The 16233-nt window shown below is 68.8% G+C and carries 15 protein-coding genes and 2 pseudogenes; 11 read left to right on the top strand and 6 right to left on the bottom strand.

Annotated features, from left to right (window positions below; genetic code table 11):
• The first annotated feature begins 21 nt into the window (after window positions 1-21).
• Window positions 22-1161 (top strand): Xaa-Pro peptidase family protein, encoded by a 1140-nt coding sequence (locus FND50_RS22125; RefSeq protein WP_144287125.1) that lies wholly within the window; start codon window positions 22-24, stop codon window positions 1159-1161.
• A 118-nt stretch (window positions 1162-1279) separates the two neighbouring features.
• On the top strand, window positions 1280-2038 hold the full coding sequence (locus FND50_RS22120) for a polyprenol monophosphomannose synthase (RefSeq protein ID WP_007299070.1): 759 nt from the start codon (window positions 1280-1282) through the stop codon (window positions 2036-2038).
• On the opposite strand, the gene FND50_RS22115 is transcribed toward FND50_RS22120, so the two are convergent.
• Window positions 1998-2411, bottom strand: a complete 414-nt coding sequence (locus tag FND50_RS22115) for a TIGR03618 family F420-dependent PPOX class oxidoreductase (RefSeq protein ID WP_144287124.1) — start codon at window positions 2409-2411, stop codon at window positions 1998-2000. The genes FND50_RS22120 and FND50_RS22115 overlap by 41 nt on opposite strands.
• Window positions 2412-2441: 30 nt before the next feature.
• On the opposite strand from FND50_RS22115, the gene FND50_RS22110 reads away from it, so the two are divergent.
• Genes FND50_RS22110 through FND50_RS22095 form a run of 4 tightly spaced genes read left to right on the top strand, consistent with a single transcriptional unit; the run spans window position 2442 to window position 5942 of the window.
• The gene (locus FND50_RS22110) at window positions 2442-3218 is read left to right on the top strand and encodes an SDR family NAD(P)-dependent oxidoreductase (protein WP_144287123.1); all 777 of its coding nucleotides are present in this window, start codon (window positions 2442-2444) and stop codon (window positions 3216-3218) included.
• Window positions 3215-4450 carry a precorrin-6y C5,15-methyltransferase (decarboxylating) subunit CbiE gene (gene cbiE / locus FND50_RS22105; protein WP_144287122.1) on the top strand — a complete coding sequence of 412 codons (1236 nt, stop codon included), beginning with the start codon at window positions 3215-3217 and terminating at the stop codon, window positions 4448-4450. The genes FND50_RS22110 and cbiE overlap by 4 nt, the downstream gene beginning before the upstream one ends.
• Entirely contained in the window at window positions 4447-5196 is a 750-nt protein-coding gene (cobM, locus tag FND50_RS22100; protein WP_005242952.1) for a precorrin-4 C(11)-methyltransferase, read from the top strand. Before cbiE ends, cobM begins: the two co-directional genes overlap by 4 nt.
• Window positions 5197-5198: 2 nt before the next feature.
• Window positions 5199-5942 (top strand): cobalt-precorrin-6A reductase, encoded by a 744-nt coding sequence (locus FND50_RS22095; protein WP_144287121.1) that lies wholly within the window; start codon window positions 5199-5201, stop codon window positions 5940-5942.
• A gap of 21 nt (window positions 5943-5963) precedes the next feature.
• On the opposite strand, the gene FND50_RS22090 is transcribed toward FND50_RS22095, so the two are convergent.
• Complete coding sequence (locus FND50_RS22090) at window positions 5964-6401, bottom strand: cupin domain-containing protein (protein WP_005564295.1); 438 nt, start codon at window positions 6399-6401, stop codon at window positions 5964-5966.
• 240 nt (window positions 6402-6641) lie between these two features.
• Here FND50_RS22090 and FND50_RS22085 point away from each other — a divergent pair, with 240 nt between their 5' ends.
• Window positions 6642-7382 (top strand): lipoyl protein ligase domain-containing protein, encoded by a 741-nt coding sequence (locus FND50_RS22085; protein ID WP_144287120.1) that lies wholly within the window; start codon window positions 6642-6644, stop codon window positions 7380-7382.
• A 298-nt stretch (window positions 7383-7680) separates the two neighbouring features.
• Here FND50_RS22085 and FND50_RS22080 read toward each other — a convergent pair.
• The 4 genes and pseudogenes from FND50_RS22080 to FND50_RS22070 all read right to left on the bottom strand — a co-directional run.
• Window positions 7681-7827 (bottom strand): annotated as a pseudogene (locus FND50_RS22080) (permease); the annotation flags it as partial.
• A 45-nt stretch (window positions 7828-7872) separates the two neighbouring features.
• Window positions 7873-7980 (bottom strand): annotated as a pseudogene (locus FND50_RS36260) (DNA-binding response regulator); the annotation flags it as partial.
• A complete protein-coding gene (locus FND50_RS22075; protein WP_144287119.1) occupies window positions 7977-10514 on the bottom strand; it encodes a sensor histidine kinase KdpD in 2538 nt (845 codons plus the stop codon). The pseudogene FND50_RS36260 and the gene FND50_RS22075, both read right to left, overlap by 4 nt.
• A 167-nt stretch (window positions 10515-10681) precedes the next feature.
• Window positions 10682-11047 (bottom strand): winged helix-turn-helix transcriptional regulator, encoded by a 366-nt coding sequence (locus FND50_RS22070; RefSeq protein WP_144287118.1) that lies wholly within the window; start codon window positions 11045-11047, stop codon window positions 10682-10684.
• Window positions 11048-11185: 138 nt separating this feature from the next.
• On the opposite strand from FND50_RS22070, the gene FND50_RS22065 reads away from it, so the two are divergent.
• From FND50_RS22065 to nhaA, 4 genes are all read left to right on the top strand, one after another.
• Complete coding sequence (locus FND50_RS22065; RefSeq protein ID WP_144287117.1) at window positions 11186-13186, top strand: APC family permease; 2001 nt, start codon at window positions 11186-11188, stop codon at window positions 13184-13186.
• Complete coding sequence (locus tag FND50_RS22060; protein WP_260850629.1) at window positions 13116-14120, top strand: alpha/beta fold hydrolase; 1005 nt, start codon at window positions 13116-13118, stop codon at window positions 14118-14120. Before FND50_RS22065 ends, FND50_RS22060 begins: the two co-directional genes overlap by 71 nt.
• A gap of 329 nt (window positions 14121-14449) precedes the next feature.
• Complete coding sequence (locus tag FND50_RS22055; RefSeq protein ID WP_260850628.1) at window positions 14450-14887, top strand: alpha/beta fold hydrolase; 438 nt, start codon at window positions 14450-14452, stop codon at window positions 14885-14887.
• The gene (nhaA, locus tag FND50_RS22050) at window positions 14884-16212 is read left to right on the top strand and encodes a Na+/H+ antiporter NhaA (RefSeq protein ID WP_144287116.1); all 1329 of its coding nucleotides are present in this window, start codon (window positions 14884-14886) and stop codon (window positions 16210-16212) included. The genes FND50_RS22055 and nhaA overlap by 4 nt, the downstream gene beginning before the upstream one ends.
• Window positions 16213-16233 lie beyond the last annotated feature (21 nt).

Raw genomic sequence — 16233 nt, 5'->3', positions numbered from 1 at the left:
AAACCGGTTTAGCCTGAAGCCATGAGTTCCCTCGGCGCATCGACTTCACGTTTCCCGACCACCATCTATGCCGACCGGATCGCTCGCGCAGGCGCACTGGCCCGCGACGCCGGACTCGACGGCCTCCTCATCACCCCGGGACCCGACCTGCGGTATCTGCTGGGTTCGCGCGCGGAGTCGTTCGAACGGCTCACCTGCCTGGTGATTCCCGCGAACGGCGACACCGCGTCCGTGGTCGTGCCGCGGCTCGAACTGGCATCGCTCACCGAGTCGGCGGCGTCCGAGCTCGGGTTGACGATCCGTGACTGGGTCGACGGGGTCGACCCGTACGCGTTGGTGTCGGGACTGCTGCCGTCGCCTGCCCGGACCGCCGTCACCGATGCGATGCCTGCGCTGCACCTGATTCCGCTGTCGGAGGCGCTCGGTGCGCTGCCGGTCCTGGCCACCGGGGTGCTGCGGGAGTTGCGGATGGTCAAGGACCAAGCAGAGATCGACGCGTTGCGCCGGGCCGGTCAGGCCATCGACCGGGTCCACGCACGGATGGGGGAGTTCCTGAAGGTCGGCCGCACCGAGGCCGAGGTGGCGGCGGACATCACCGCCGCGATCCTGGCGGAAGGACACACCGAGGTGGCGTTCGTCATCGTCGGCTCGGGACCGCACGGAGCCGACCCGCACCACGAGGTGTCCGAGCGGGTCGTCGAATCGGGTGACGTCGTGGTCATCGACATCGGCGGGCCCGTCGAACCCGGCTACAACTCCGACTCCACCCGCACGTACAGCATGGGTGAGCCCGATCCGGGTGTGGCAGCGAAGTTCGCGGTACTGGAGGAGGCACAGGCGGCGGCCGTCGACCTGGTGCGTCCCGGCGTCACCGCGGAGGCGGTCGACTCGGCCGCCCGCGACCTGCTGGCCGCGCAGGGGCTGGCCGAGGTGTTCGTGCACCGGACCGGGCACGGAATCGGGTTGTCGGTGCACGAGGAGCCGTACATCGTGTCGGGTAATGCGATCGAGCTGGCCGAGGGGATGGCGTTCAGCGTGGAGCCCGGCATCTACTTCCGCGGGGAGTGGGGTGCGCGGATCGAGGACATCGTGATCGTGACCGCCGACGGCTGTGAGCCGGTCAACACCCGGCCCCACGGACTGACGGTGCTCCCCGGCTGAGCACCGGGAGCGTGCGGGGGCGGTGCGGCGCGGGTAGTAACATCTTCCATTTGTTCACGACCGCACTCGCCGCTGCACGTCCGCGGAGAGTCGGGATCACAGATCACGCGAAGGTGTCATGGAAAGCGTCGCCCCGAAGGTAACCGTCGTCGTACCGACCTACAACGAACGCGACAACCTGCCCAAGATCGTCGAGCTTCTCGCGGCGTCGGAAATTCCGAACCTGCATGTGCTGGTCGTCGACGACAACTCGCCGGACGGCACCGGTGAGGTCGCCGACACGCTCGCGCAGAGCGGTCCGATCCCGGTCGGAGTCCTGCACCGGACCGTGAAGGACGGCCTCGGACGGGCCTACGTCGCCGGGATGACCCGGGCGCTGGACGAGGGCGCGGACATCGTGATCCAGATGGACGCCGACCTGTCGCACCCCACCGAGGCCATTCCGCGGATGGTGGAGACGCTGGCGACAACGGACGCGGCCGTCGTGCTCGGCTCCCGCTACGTGGCCGGTGGCGCGGTCGCCAGCGACTGGCCCTGGCATCGCAAGGCGCTGTCGGCGTGGGCGAACTTCTACGTCAACGCGATCCTGCGGTTGCGCGTCAAGGACGCCACCGCCGGGTTCAAGGCGTGGCACGCGGACACCCTGCGGGCCATCGACGTCGACGGTGTGCAGAGCAACGGGTACGCGTTCCAGGTGGAGATGAACTACCGCACGGTGCAGCGCGGCATGACCATCGCGGAGGTCCCGATCCGGTTCGAGGAGCGCACCGACGGGGTGTCCAAGATGAGCCTCGCCGTGCAGATCGAGTCCGCGCTGGTCCCGTGGAAGTTGCGGTTCAGTGGTGACGCAGCGCAGCCGAGCCGAGTACGCGGCTGACGGCGATCTCCACGACCACGCGGGTCGGGTTCACCCGGGGCTGGCGGTACCGCGCGGCGTAGCGGGCCACGGCGTCGGCGACGGAATCGGGGTCGGTCAGCACCCGGGCGGGGCCCTCGAGTGTCATCCAGCGCGGTCCGTCCACCTGGCTCACCGCGCCGTACCCTCCGCGTTCGGCGTTGAGTGCCTTCTGCGAGGAGCCGTTGGTGATGACCCGCGCCAGCCCGTGCTCCTGATCCCAGGTGAAGCCGACGGCGACGACGTGCGGGGTGCCGTTCTTGCGGAGGGTGGCGAGCGTCCCGAGGTGGTATTCGCCGAGGAAGGTGAGCGCCGCGTCGGTCAGGCGGATCGGGGTGGAGGGGGTGCGGTCCATGCCCCGACGGTAATCCAGGACACTGGACGGGTGAGCCTGGGATCGAAGAAGAACAGCGGCAAGCCCGGCGACGACGGGGTGGTACTTCTCCTCGGTGGTCGCAGCGAGATCGGCCTCGAGATCGCCACCCGGCTCGCACCCGGTCGCACGATCGTCCTCGCCGCCCGCCGCAGCACCGAACTCGCCGCCGAACGGCAGGCGCTGCTGGACGCGGGCGCGTCCGTGGTGGACTGCGTGGAATTCGACGCCGACGACCTCGAGAGCCACGAGAAGCTGCTGCGGTCCGTGGTGGACACGCACGGACCGCTGTCGGTCGCGGTGCTGGCGTTCGGCATTCTCGGCGATCAGGCGCGCGCTGAGCGGGACGCACGGCACGCCGTTGCCGTGGTCCACACCGACTACGTCGCGCAGGTCGGTCTGCTCACGCATCTCGCGACCCTGCTCCGGGAACAGCGGTCGGGACGGATCGTCGTGTTCTCGTCCGTCGCAGGCGTGCGCGTGCGCCGCGCCAACTACGTGTACGGGTCGGCGAAGGCGGGCCTGGACGGGTTCGCCTCCGGTCTCGGCGACGCCCTCCACGGCAGCGGCGTCTCCCTCCTGCTCGTGCGGTCCGGTTTCGTGATCGGCCGGATGACCGAGGGGATGTCGCCGGCGCCGATGTCGAGCACACCGGCGCAGGTCGCGGACGCGGTCGTGCGGGGTCTGCACCGCGGTGCGAGCCGAGTGTGGGTGCCGGGACGGTTGCGCCCGGTGTTCTTCGTCATGAGGTTGCTGCCGCAGGCGGTCTGGCGCCGGATGCCGCGATGACCGACCCGATCGTCGTCGTCGGTATCGGTGCCGACGGGTGGGACGGTCTGGCGCCGTCCGCGCGACGCGCGATCGAGGGCGCCGACGTTGTGATGGGTTCGGGGCGGCAACTCGCCCTGGTTCCCGAGTCGCCGGCGCTGCGGGTGGCTTGGCCGTCGCCGCTCGTCCCCGCGCTGCCGGGCTTGTTCGAACAGCACCGCGGTCGGCGGGTGTGTGTCCTGGCCAGCGGAGACCCGATGTTCCACGGTATCGGCGTCACCCTCGTCGACCTGCTCGGTGCGGAGCGGGTGCGGGTGATCTCGCACCCCTCGTCCGCCACCCTGGCCTGCGCCCGGCTGGGCTGGGCGGCGCACGAGACGCCCGTGGTCAGTCTGGTGAACCGGCCGGTGGACACGCTCCTGCCTGCACTCGGCGATCACACGCGACTGCTCGTGCTGAGTCGCGACGAACACACACCCGCCGCCGCGGCCGAACTCCTGACGAAACACGGCTTCGGGCTGTCGCGGCTCACCGTGCTCGGCGAACTGGGCGGACCCGACGAGTCGAGGCTCGACGGAACGGCGTCGGCCTGGTCACGTGATCCGGGGGCCCGGCTGAACGTGATCGCGATCGACTGCCGGGCCGACTCCAGCACCCTCCGGCTGACCCGGATGCCCGGACTGCCCGACGTCGCGTTCACGGGCGACGGGCAGATGACCAAACACGAGATCCGCGCACTGACGCTCTGCGCTCTCGCCCCCGCGGCGGGGGAGCTGCTGTGGGACGTGGGAGGCGGGTCCGGCACGGTCGCGATCGAATGGATGCGTACCCACCCCCTCTGCCGGGCAGTGACTTTCGAGCGCAGCGCGGCACGTGCCGACCAGATCGAGTCGAACGCTTCGGCGCTCGGGGTGCCGTCCCTCCTGGTGTTCGGTGACGCACCCGCAGCGTTCGAGGACGTACCGCGGGAACTGTCCACCCCGAACGCGATCTTCGTCGGCGGTGGCGTCACGCAGGACGGTCTGCTCGAGGAGTGCTGGTCCCGGCTCCGAGTCGGCGGCCGGATGGTGGCCAACGCGGTGACGGCGGAATCGGAAGCACTTTTGCTGCAATGGTTCTCGAATTGCGGAGGGGAGCTCCGCAAGTTTCAGGTGTATCGCGGTGAGCCGCTCGGCGGGTTCACCGCGTGGCGGCCGCAACTGCCGGTGGCGCAGTGGTCGGTGACGAAGCAGTCGGAAGGTGATGCGACATGACGGTGTACTTCATCGGGGCAGGTCCCGGCGCGGCCGACCTGGTCACGGTCCGCGCGCAGCGGATCATCGCGGCCAGCCCCGTCTGCCTGTACGCGGGCAGCCTCGTCCCGCAGGAACTCCTGGCGGAATGCCCCGAGGGTGCACGGGTGATCGATACGGCGCGGCTGAGTCTCGACGAGATCGTCGCCCTGCTGATCGAGGCGGACGCGGCCGGTCAGGACGTCGCCCGGCTGCATTCGGGTGACCCGTCGATCTTCAGTGCCGTCGCCGAACAGGTGCGCCGGCTCGAGGCCGCCGGCGTCGCGTACACCGTGGTGCCCGGGGTTCCCGCGTTCACCGCCGCGGCGGCGTCGCTGGGGCGGGAGTTGACCGTTCCCGGTGTCTCGCAGTCGATCGTGCTGACCCGCGTGTCCACCCTGTCCACCGCGATGCCGGAGGGTGAGGACCTGCGTTCCCTCGGCCGCAGCGGTGCCACGATGGTGGTGCACCTGGGTGCGCACCGGATCGATCAGATCGCCCTGGAACTCACCGAGAACTACGGCCGCGACTGTCCCGCCGCCGTAGTCGCGTTCGCGTCGCGTCCCGACGAGATCGTGCTCCGCGGCACCCTGGCCACGATCGCCGATCAGGTGAAGGCCGCGGGCGTCACGAAGACCGCCGTGGTAATCGTCGGGAAAGTGCTTGCTGCCGAAGGATTTCCGGACAGTTACCTGTATTCCGCCACTCGCGAGCGCACCACCCACTGAGCGTGGCACGGATCCTGATCCTCGGCGGCACCGGGGAGGCCCGAGCGCTCGCCGCCGCACTCACGGACGTTCCGGGGGTCGACACCGTGTCCTCCCTCGCCGGCCGGGTCCGCGATCCGCGCCTGCCCGTCGGCGACGTGCGGATCGGCGGATTCGGGGGAGCGGACGGACTCGACGAGTGGCTGCGCGCGCATCCCGTCGACGCGATCGTGGACGCGACGCATCCGTTCGCGGCGCAGATTACGAGCAACGCCGCCGACGCCGCGCACCGTCGCGGGATACCGCACGTCGTGCTGCGGCGCCCGGAATGGTCTCCACGTCCCGGCGATCGCTGGCACCGCGCCGCCGACCTCGTCGACGCGGCCGCACTGCTGCCAGATCTGGGAACGAGAGTCTTTCTCACCATCGGCAGGCAGGGTGTCGACGCGTTCGCGGGCCTGAACGCACTGTGGTTTCTGATCCGCGCGATCGATCCGCCCGACGTGGCGACGCCGCCGCAGTCGACACTGCTCCTCGCCCGCGGGCCGTTCGCGGTGGCCGACGAGATCACGCTGATGCGTGAGCACCGTATCGACGTCCTGGTCACCAAGAACAGTGGCGGCCGTCAGACCGACGCGAAACTCGACGCCGCCCGCACACTGGGCGTGCCGGTGCTGATGATTCGCCGTCCACCGTTGCCGTCGGCAACGGCAACGGTGGACGACGTCGCGGGAGCAGTCGAGTGGATCGCCTCGGTCGCACGATGAGGACGCGGGTGCGGTGACCCGTCAGCAGGCCGGCGCCGGCGCGTCCTCGGACAGCGGCTTGCCCTCCGGTTCCGTGTAGAACGCGAGCAACACCAGCGGTTCGGTGCCCAGATTCGAGCCCTCGTGCACGTGATCGCTTCCGTGGTCCTCGGTGATCGCCTGACCGGCTGTCGTTACCGCTTTCGTGCAGTCCTGCAGAGTGCGGGACAGCACACCGGATTCGACGAACGCGTACACCGGACCGTCGTGGAAGTGCCACCCCGTCGTGCCGCCGGGGGCGATCTCGATGCGCCGCAGCGTGAGATCCGTGCCCGCCGAACTGCCCGCGACCGCCGGAACCGTGGTCTCGAACAGCACCTGCGCGGTCACTCCCGACGACGGCGTGGCCTGGGCGGGGGACGCGGACAGTACCGCGGCGACGGCACAAGACAAGACGACCACACTCGATCTGAGGAGCATCGTGACGACCTCTCGGCGCGCTGGTCCGGCACACTGTGTGCAGGCATTCAGGGAGTGCAATTCGGCGTGTCCAGGGTAGGGCTCCGGTGAGAGCCGCCGCGGGGATATCCGCGAATGCGATCCCGCGTCGACTGCCTCCGGGTGCTCTTGTCGTCCCCCTCGGCGACACTGTAGTGGCGTGCAGGTTGCGGCGATGACGTCGTGGCCGTGAGATATTCGGGGCGGACCGACGGGAAGAGTATGACGATCGAGCAGTCGCTGACCACGCACTTTCCGGACGATCCCGTCTTGGACGCGGCGCTCGCCACGGCACTTCTGCGTCGCACCGCGCGAGAGCCGAATGCCCCTGCACTGATCCGCATCTACAGTCCCGCGCGGACGCTGTCGTTCGGACGTCTGGACGCTGTTCGACCGCAGTTTCCGGCCGCCGCCGCGGCGGCGCGGCGACACGGATTCACCCCCGTCGTCCGAGGAGCCGGCGGTCGGGCGGCGGCCTACCACGAGCAGGCCCTCGTCGTGGAGATGTTCTCCCGGGACACCGAGGGCATGGTCGGGGCGCGCCCCCGCTTCCAGCGCATCACCCCGCGGCTCGTCGGCGTGCTGAGGAAGCTGGGTCTCGACGCTCGCATCGGACCGGTGCCCGGTGAGTATTGCCCCGGTGATTGGACGGTGAACGGCGCAGGCCGCGTCAAGCTGGCAGGGACCGCGCAGCGAATAGTCGCCGGGGCGTGGCTCTTCGGCTTCGAACTGGTGGTCTCCGATTCCGACCCCGTGCGGGCGGTTCTCACCGATGTCAATGCAGCCCTCGAGTTGGAGTTCGACCCCGGCACCGCGGCGTCCCTGACGGACCTGAACCCGGCCGTCACGCTCGAACAGGTCCGGGCAGCGATCCTCGCCGAAATCGGCGTGGTCCGCGAACGGACCGCCGACCCCGACCTCCTGGAGGAGGCCGCGAACCTGCGCGACGCACATGTGGCGTGAGGCGTTACCGCGCCGTGCGCCAAGGACGGCGACTTCGACTTGCAACGGCAAGTCCTTCCGGGCCCAGAGCATCGAGTCCTACCCGAAGCAGCAGACAAATGGCCCTTCTGCTCCCGCTCTTCTGCTTGCTGTAACGAATGACGACGGCCGGGCGACGGCATCGGTGAACCCCGCGGCACGCCCCAGTCGTGTCCGAGCGAACCGGATGGGTCCCCACGGGAGGTAGATCCGATGCGACGACGTACCTCGAACGTCCTACCTGGACGGGGAACTTCGGCTGCTTCTGGATCCGCACGGTCATTTTCCACCCGTAGTATTTGCGGTAGATGTTGAGGATCGGCAGGATCAGCAGGTCCGCGAAGATGAACGCTATAACCCCGCCGAAGCTGATGCCGCCGGTCCACAACACCACAACTGGCGGCACGTTCCCGACCGAGCAGACAAATCGGGCACGTCCACGTCCGGGCTGCTACGCAGCGAGGCACAATGCGGCGGCCGCACCCGAATCGGTGGTGACCACTTCGTATCCGCCTCTGAGATTGATCCGCAGGGCACGCAGGATCTGTGGTTCGTCGTCGACGACGAGTACGCGGGTCATCCCGACCGGGTGTCCGCCCCGGCCAGCTCGACGATCATGGTGAGTCCCCCGCCGGGGGTGTCGGTGGCGGAGATGCTGCCGCCCATCGCGTCGACGAACCCCCGCACGACCGACAGGCCGAGCCCTACCCCGGTTGTCGTGTCCCGGTCGCCCGATCGTTGGAACGGCGCGAACATCCGTTCCGCTTGTCCTCGCGGTATTCCCGGTCCGGTGTCGGCCACGGTGATCAGGGTGCGCTCGCCCGTCGCCCCGGCGCCCACACGGACCACGGAGTCTCCGCCGTAGCGGAGGGCGTTGTCGACGAGGTTCGCGATCACCCGCTCGAGGAGGCCCGGGTCGGCCATGGCGGCGACCGAGCCGACGTCCACCTGTACGCATTCGCGGACTCGGGTTCCGGTCCGTCCGTCGATGCCCAGTCCCATCAGCGCCTCGTGGACGACCTCGTCGAGGTACACCGGCCGCAGGGTGGGCGTCACCACCCCGGCCGCGAGCCGGGAGGAATCGAGCAGGTTGCCCACCAGCGCGGTCAGCGCATCGGCCGATTCCTCGATCGTGGCCAGCAGTTCGGCGGTGTCTTCCGGGGAGAAGTCGACGTCGTCGCTGCGCAGGCTGGACGCCGCCGCCTTGACGGCGGCCAGTGGGGTGCGCAGGTCGTGACTGACCGCGGACAGCAGGGATCGTCTCAACCGGTCCGCCTCCGCGAGGGTACGCGCTTTGCCGGCTTCCTGGGCGAGGGTGCTCTGTCGAATCAGTCCCACGGCCTGGTTCGCCACCGCGAGCAGTACTCTCCGATCCCGCGCGTGCACCTCGGGGCCGCGCAGGGCGAGTGCGTACTCGCCCTCGGTCACTGCGCACACGGTGTCCGCGTCGTCGGTTCCCGTTGCTGGATTCGGCCCCACCGAGCTGATCAGGCCATCTTCTTGCGAGAGCATGCTCACCGAATCCTGACCGTAGGTCTCGCGGACCTTCCCGAGTAGTGCTGCCAGGCCTGCGCCGCGGAGCACCGACCCGGCGAACAGTGCCAGCAGTTCCGCTTCCTGCGATGCCCTGCGGGCCTCCCGCGTGCGCTGAGCGGCCGAATCGACCAGCACCGCAACGGCAACGGCCACCACCAGCAGCACCACCGTGATGATGAAGTTGTCCGGCTCGGCGATCGTGAAACTGTGCACCGGCGGGGTGAAGAAGTAGTTGAGGAGCAGGCCCGAGGCGAGGGCGGACAGGGCCGCGGGGGCGACGCCGCCGAGCAAGGACACGACGAGGACGACGATGAAGAACAGTGCGCCTTCGCCGCCGATCCCGAACCAGCGGTCCACCAGACTCATCACGGCGGCCGCGGCACCGGGGACGAGCACGGCCGCGAGCCACGCCGTCACCGTCCGCGACCGCGACGCGACCGGTGGGACCCGCCGCGGGCGGCTAGCCTCCTCGTGCGTCACCAGGTGCACGTCGATGAATCCGCATTGTTGCACGACGCGCACACCAATTCCCTCGTCGACGATCCGCGCCCACCGTGATCGCCGCGACGTCCCGAGCACCAACTGGGTGGCGTTGGCGGCCCGGGCGAAGTCGAGCAGCGTCGCCGGTACGTCGTCCCCGACCACGCTGTGCAGGCTCGCCCCGAGGCTCGCGGCGAGGGCCCGCACCTTCCCCATTTCCGGTGCGGACACCCCGGCCCGGCCGTCACCGCGCACCACGTGCACGACGATCAGCTCGGCACTCGACCGCGACGCGATGCGGCTCGCCCGCCGCACCAACGTTTCCGATTCGGGTCCACCGGTCACCGCGACCACTACCCGTTCCCGGGCTTCCCACGTGTCGGTGATCCGTTTCGCCGCCCGGTATTTCGTGAGGGCGGCATCTACCTGGTCGGCCACCCACAGCAGAGCGAGTTCCCGCAGTGCGGTGAGGTTGCCCTGCCGGAAGTAGTTACCCAGCGCCGCGTCGACCTTGTCGGGGGTGTAGATGTTTCCGTGGGATAGTCTGCGCCGCAACGCTTCCGGGGTTATGTCCACCAGCTCGACCTGCGCCGCCGTGCGCACGATCTCGTCGGGGACGGTCTCCGGCTGGGTCACGCCCGTGATGTGTTGGACCACGTCGCTCAGGCTCTCGAGGTGCTGGATGTTGAGCGTGGTGAGGACATCGATTCCGGCGGCGAGGAGTTGCTCGACGTCCTGCCAGCGCTTGTCGTTGACGCTGCCCGGTGTGTTGGTGTGGGCGAGTTCGTCCACCAGCACCAGGGCGGGGCGCCGGGCCAGCACCGCGTCCACGTCGAGTTCGGCGCCCCGCGTCCCGCGGTAGTCGATGATCTTGGGGGCGATCACCTCGAGGTCGCCGAGCTGGGCTGTGGTGTGCTCGCGGCCGTAGGTCTGCACCACGGCCACCACGACGTCGCAGCCTCGTTCGCGGCGGCGGTGCGCCTCACCGAGCATCGCGTACGTCTTGCCGACGCCCGGGGCCGCGCCGAGATAGATGCGGAGTTCTCCGCGCCCGGTCTCTCCGGCCGTGCGCTCACCGTCGCGGTTGTCGCTGCTCACCTGGTCATCATCCACCAGTGGGTGACGTCTTCACCCACGCCGAGTTCGGCATGCTCGTGTGGGAGGCGATGCTCTCATCGGGGCGGGCCGAACTACCGAGGCGGAAGTCGTTCGCGGGCCTCACGTAGTGACCACTGTGCCGGATCCGGGCGCCGCTGGCATCGAAGTCAGTTCCCGTCGGAATTATCGGGCTCGTACAACGATGCCCACACCCAGAACGAGGACAGCAGGTCCGCAGTTCGCCGGCCGCGGTCGGTCAGACGATACGTGGTGGCGTGCCTTACGCGGGTATCCCAACTGCCGGTGTGATCGCTGGCCACCAGCCCGTGTGCGGCCAGGATCCGCAGGGGCGCCATGAGGGTGCGTCGCCTCAACTCGAGGTTCGCGCCGAGGGAGGCACCCGTCTGTGATCCCTGGGAGAGGACATCGAGCACCTCCACCGTGAACCGGTGGTCAACTATCGCGCGCAGATCTGATCGGGAGTACCGCCCACTGCATTCGGCGGAACCTGCGTAGACGTCCGGATCACGCATACCGCGGACGATACGACCGCGCCGACGTGACCGGGGAGCTGCCTTGACGGCTTCCGTACGCCACGGGGCCGATTCTTTACACGATCCCTACGCGGTGACACCGCCACCGGTGCCTGCCCCAATCTAGGCTAAATCGTTGTGGCATCAACAACATCGTTGCTCAAGCGGGTCGTTCTGGGGCGCCCGCAGCGCAGTGACCGGCTCGGGCACACCCTGCTCCCGAAACGGATTGCGCTGCCCGTCTTCGCCAGCGATCCACTGTCCTCGGTGGCGTATGCGACGCAGGAAATCCTGTTGATCCTGACCCTCGGCGGGTTGACCTACCTGTACATGGCGCCGTGGATCGCCGGCGCGGTCGTGGTACTGCTCGCAGTGGTCGTGCTGTCCTACCGGCAGGTGGTGCGCGCCTATCCCAGCGGCGGCGGATCCTACGAGGTGGTCTCCGAGAACCTGGGCGCCCTCCCCGGGCTGGTCGTCGCGGCCGCGTTGCTGGTCGACTACGTCATGACCGTCGCCGTGTCCGTCGCGGCGGGGGTGGACAACATCATCTCCGCGCTCCCCGATCTCAATGCGCACCGGGTTGCCCTCTGTATCGGCTTCATCGTGCTGCTCACGGCGATGAACCTGCGCGGCATCCGCGAATCGGGCCGCGCGTTCGCCGCCCCGACCTACGCGTTCGTCGCCGGGGTGATGGTGATGATCGCGATCGGGCTCGTACAGGCGCTGCTCGGTGATCCGCCGCAGGCGGAAAGCGCGAACTACCAGATCCACGCCGAACAGGTCGGCCTCAACACTCTGGCGGTGGCGTTTCTGGTGCTTCGCGCGTTCTCCTCCGGGTGTACCGCGCTGACCGGTGTCGAAGCCATTTCCAATGGTGTGCCCGCGTTTCGTAAGCCCAAGGCCCTCAACGCCGCCCGGACGATGGCCGCGATGGGGGCCATCTCGATCACCATGTTCACCGGAGTCACCGCGCTCGCACTGATCGCGCACACTCGTGTTACCGAGAACACCTGCGATCTGATCGGCTTCACCGGCGACTGCGCTACGGATCCTCAGCGCACCGTCATCGCCCAGATCGCCGCCGCGGTCTTCGGTAACGACAGCATCATGTTCTTCTACATGCAGGCGACCACCGCGCTGATCCTGATCCTGGCCGCGAACACCGCCTACAACGGGTTCCCGCTGCTGAGTTCGATCCTCGCGCAACACCGGTACCTGCCCCGCCAGCTGCACACTCGCGGCGACCGGCTGGCGTACTCGAACGGCATCATCTTGCTGGCGGTGGTCGCCGGCACCCTGATCTACGCGTTCGACGGATCGGCGACCCGCCTGATTCAGCTCTACATCGTGGGGGTGTTCACCTCGTTCACGTTGTGCCAGGCCGGGATGGTGCGGCATTGGAACCGCGCACTCGCCGACACGCTCACCCCGTCGGAACGTGGCCGGATCCACCGCGCGCGTGCCATCAACGCGTTCGGTGCCTCGTTCACCGGCATCGTCCTCGTGGTCGTCATGGTCACCAAGTTCACCCACGGCGCCTACCTGGTCGTCATCGCCATCCCGGTCCTGTGCCTGCTCATGCACGGAATTCATCGTCACTACGCGGCCGTGCGGGCCGAACTCGAGGCCGACGAGGACGAGGACACCCTGCCGAGCCGGGTCCACGCCATCGTGCTGGTCTCCGGTTGGCACAAGGCCACCAATCGGGCGATCATGTTCGCCCGCGCGACCCGGCCGGACACGATCGTCGCCCTGACCGTGAACGTGGACGACTCCGATACCCGTCTGCTGCACAAGGAGTGGGACGACCACAACGCGAGCATCCCGCTCACGGTGATCGAGTCCCCCTACCGCGAAATCACCCGGCCCGTCGTCGACTACGTCAAACGCATCCGCCGCACCAGCCCCCGGGACGTGGTCAGTGTCTACATTCCCGAGTACGTCGTCGGGCGGTGGTGGGAAAACCTGCTGCACAACCAGAGTTCGCTGCGTCTGAAGGGGCGGCTGCTGTTCGAGCCGGGGGTGATGGTGACCAGTGTGCCCTGGCAACTGCACTCGACCGGGCACCGTGACCTCACCCGTCCCGAGCACAGCCCGGGAGAGATCCGTCGGGGCATCACCGGCGCGGACACCAGATGACGGCGCCCCCATCCCGGCCGTCTCGTTCGTCGTCGCGGTGGGCGCGCCGGTGAAGGATTCCGCGCACCTCATCCCGGCCCGCTCCCGCGGTCCTGGCGTCAGGATTGCGGCGCGACGCCGCTGCCGAACCCTCCTGCAGGCGTGGGATGTTCCGCACAGCCTCGACCACTTCGAGACGACCCTCGGGTCGACCATGGTCGTCTCCACCGGCAAGGCCACGGGACGGCCTCCGGTGGTGGTACTGCCCGGGGCCGGGCTCAGCGCCGCGACCGTCCTCGCCGCCGTCGGCGCAGTGGCGAGAACGCACCGAGTGTTCGTGCCGGACCAACCCGGTGAACCCGGCCTGAGCACCTCCAGACGACCGCGCCGGCGCCGGCTTCACGCCTACGGCGGATGGCTCGACGAAATGCTCCCGCAACTCACCGACAAACCGGTGATCCTCGCCGGGCATTCGCTGGGTGCCGGGATCGCGCTCGCCTGCACTCCGGGCGAGCGGATCACCGGCCTCGTCCTGCTCAACCCCGCCGGCATCGTCCCAGTGAAGCGGTCGTTCGAGCTGACGAAACTTCGTGCCGCATCAGCGCGGCATACCCCGCGGACCAACAGCGAACGCATCCTGACATATCTGAGTGCGCCTCGGTTCATGCCCGATGACGATGTGATCGACTGGTTCAGCATGGCAACGCAGTACCGTTTTCTCGGCACCCTGCCGCGGCCCCTGCCCGCCCGAGACCTCCGCCGGTGGGCGCGGGGTGTCCCGATCATCGTCGCCACCGGCGCGCAGGACACGCTCTTTCCGCCGGGCCGTCTACGCGGCCCGGTCCGTGCGCTGCTCGCGGCGGATGTGCAGGTACTGCCGCGCTGCGGCCACCTGACCCTGCGCGAATTTCCCGGGGCACTGACGCGGTTAGTCGAGTCGTGGGCCCCCACCTAACGACCTGGAACCGGTGCGACGCCGGTTCAGAAGTGCCCGAGTGGCGGAGTTGGTCGCGGATCAACCGCCGGGGACGCGAGGTATCTGCGCCGGGGCCCGAAGCCGACTGACAGATTGTGACCGTACTTGGTGGTGGGTAGCCCGGTGCGCGGATTCTCCAGTCCGGCCACGATAGGCTGATGGTGGTGCGCCGGGAAGTCTGGTCGGCAAATTGGTTCGCTACATCCCGACCCGGACGAGGACCGCACCATGCGCATCCAGCCATCCTGTAGGACCGCCACCCGCCGACACGCAACCCGGTTGCCTGGAACGACGGCCAGGGGGCGGCCATGAAACGTATCCCGGTCGCCACCCATGGGATCTACCGCGAACGCGGGGACAGTGTTCCCGTGCGCCGCACCTGCCGGGACAGACTGCAGGGGTGGCCTGTGCCCCATTCCCTCGAACGGATCGACACATCCCTGGGAGCGACCACCGTTCTGACGGCCGGGATAAGCGCCGGGCGACCTCCGGTGGTGATGCTGCCCGGTGCCGGGCTCAACGCCGCGATGAGTCTGGCGACCGTGTGCACGCTACGGACAAAGCACCGGATCCTGATCCCCGATCTTCCGGGTGAGCCGGGACTGAGCTCGTCCCGGCGACCGCATCACCACCTGCCCGAGGCGTATGGGAGCTGGCTCGACGAGCTACTGCCCCAACTGTGTGCGGAACCGGTGGTGGTGCTCGGTCACTCCTCGCTCCCACCCCTCCAGAAGGACACCGAGTGAGCACCCCGCACCCCACCCGGACACCCCTGTTCCCCCGAGGGTCATGGGCCGAAACCTCCCGCATCGCGCAGATTCTCCGGAAGGAGACCGTCGGCGGCGCCCTGCTGCTCGCCGCGACCGTCGTCGCCATGGTGTGGGCGAACTCGCCCTGGTCCGGCGGCTACGACGCCCTGCGGGATGTCACGATCGGGCCCGCCGCCTGGCACCTGGATCTGCCGCTCGGGACGTGGGCGGCGGACGGGCTGCTGGCGATCTTCTTCTTCGTCGTCGGCCTCGAACTCAAACGCGAATTCGTCGCCGGCGACCTGCGCGACCCCCGCCGAGCCGCACTACCGATCGTCGCGGCCGTCGGCGGCATGGCCGTACCCGCCGTGCTGTTCGCCGTGGTGAATCTGCGCACCGGCGGAGATGCCCTGCGGGGGTGGGCGATTCCCACGGCCACCGACATCGCGTTCGCCCTGGCGGTGCTGGCGGTGATCAGCACCCACCTGCCCTCGACGCTGCGCACCTTCCTGCTGACCCTCGCCGTGGTGGACGATCTGCTCGCCATCACCATCATCGCCGTCTTCTACACCGACACATTGTCCCCCATCCCGCTCCTGGCGGCCTTGATTCCGTTCGCCGCCTTCACCTTCGCGGTGCAGCGCCGGATCCGGTCCTGGTGGCTGCTGCTGCCCCTCGCCGCGCTCACCTGGGCGCTGGTGCACGCCTCCGGGGTGCACGCCACCGTCGCCGGCGTTCTCCTCGGCTTCGCGGTTCCCGTGATCCGCAGCCAGGCGGCCGGTGGCCCGGACGCCGGACCCGGGCTGGCCGAGCACTTCGAGCGCCGGATCCGGCCGATCTCCGCCGGGTTCGCGGTGCCGGTGTTCGCGTTCTTCGCCGCCGGGGTCACCGTCGGCGGCCTGGATGGGCTGACCGACGCCCTGTCCGATCCCATCGCGCTCGGGATCGTCGCCGGACTCGTCCTCGGCAAGACCGTCGGCATCTTCGGAACCACGTTTCTGCTGTCCCGCTTCACCCGGGCGAGCCTGGATTCCGGGTTGCGGTGGATCGACATCCTCGGCGTTGCGATGCTTGCGGGCATCGGATTCACCGTCTCGCTGCTGATCGGGGAACTGGCCTTCGGCGCGGCGTCCCTGCGCGATGACCACGTCAAGATCGGCGTCCTGTGTGGTTCCCTGGTCGCCGCCTTTATCTCCTCGATCCTGCTGCGGATCCGCAACCGCGCCTACCGGCTGATCGCCGAGGAGGAATCCGTTGACGAGGATGAAGACGGCATCCCCGACGTGTTCACCGACAACGGTGGACGAGACCGCTCACCGTAACGCCGGAACCCCGACACTCTC

This window comes from Rhodococcus sp. WB9 (assembly GCF_007558985.1).
GTDB lineage: Bacteria > Actinomycetota > Actinomycetes > Mycobacteriales > Mycobacteriaceae > Rhodococcus_F > Rhodococcus_F opacus.
This window is presented reverse-complemented; position numbering and strand designations above follow the sequence as displayed.

Bases quoted from the DNA above. Each gene is read 5' to 3' on its own strand.
- FND50_RS22070 (WP_144287118.1), bottom strand. From the start codon at position 11,047: ATGCGTGATCCGGACGTCTACGCAGGTTCCGCCGAATGCAGTGGGCGG.
- FND50_RS22055 (WP_260850628.1), top strand. From the start codon at position 14,450: ATGAAACGTATCCCGGTCGCCACCCATGGGATCTACCGCGAACGCGGG.
- FND50_RS22085 (WP_144287120.1), top strand. From the start codon at position 6,642: ATGACGATCGAGCAGTCGCTGACCACGCACTTTCCGGACGATCCCGTC.
- cobM (WP_005242952.1), top strand. From the start codon at position 4,447: ATGACGGTGTACTTCATCGGGGCAGGTCCCGGCGCGGCCGACCTGGTC.
- FND50_RS22090 (WP_005564295.1), bottom strand. From the start codon at position 6,401: ATGCTCCTCAGATCGAGTGTGGTCGTCTTGTCTTGTGCCGTCGCCGCG.
- FND50_RS22125 (WP_144287125.1), top strand. From the start codon at position 22: ATGAGTTCCCTCGGCGCATCGACTTCACGTTTCCCGACCACCATCTAT.
- cbiE (WP_144287122.1), top strand. From the start codon at position 3,215: ATGACCGACCCGATCGTCGTCGTCGGTATCGGTGCCGACGGGTGGGAC.
- FND50_RS22115 (WP_144287124.1), bottom strand. From the start codon at position 2,411: ATGGACCGCACCCCCTCCACCCCGATCCGCCTGACCGACGCGGCGCTC.
- FND50_RS22120 (WP_007299070.1), top strand. From the start codon at position 1,280: ATGGAAAGCGTCGCCCCGAAGGTAACCGTCGTCGTACCGACCTACAAC.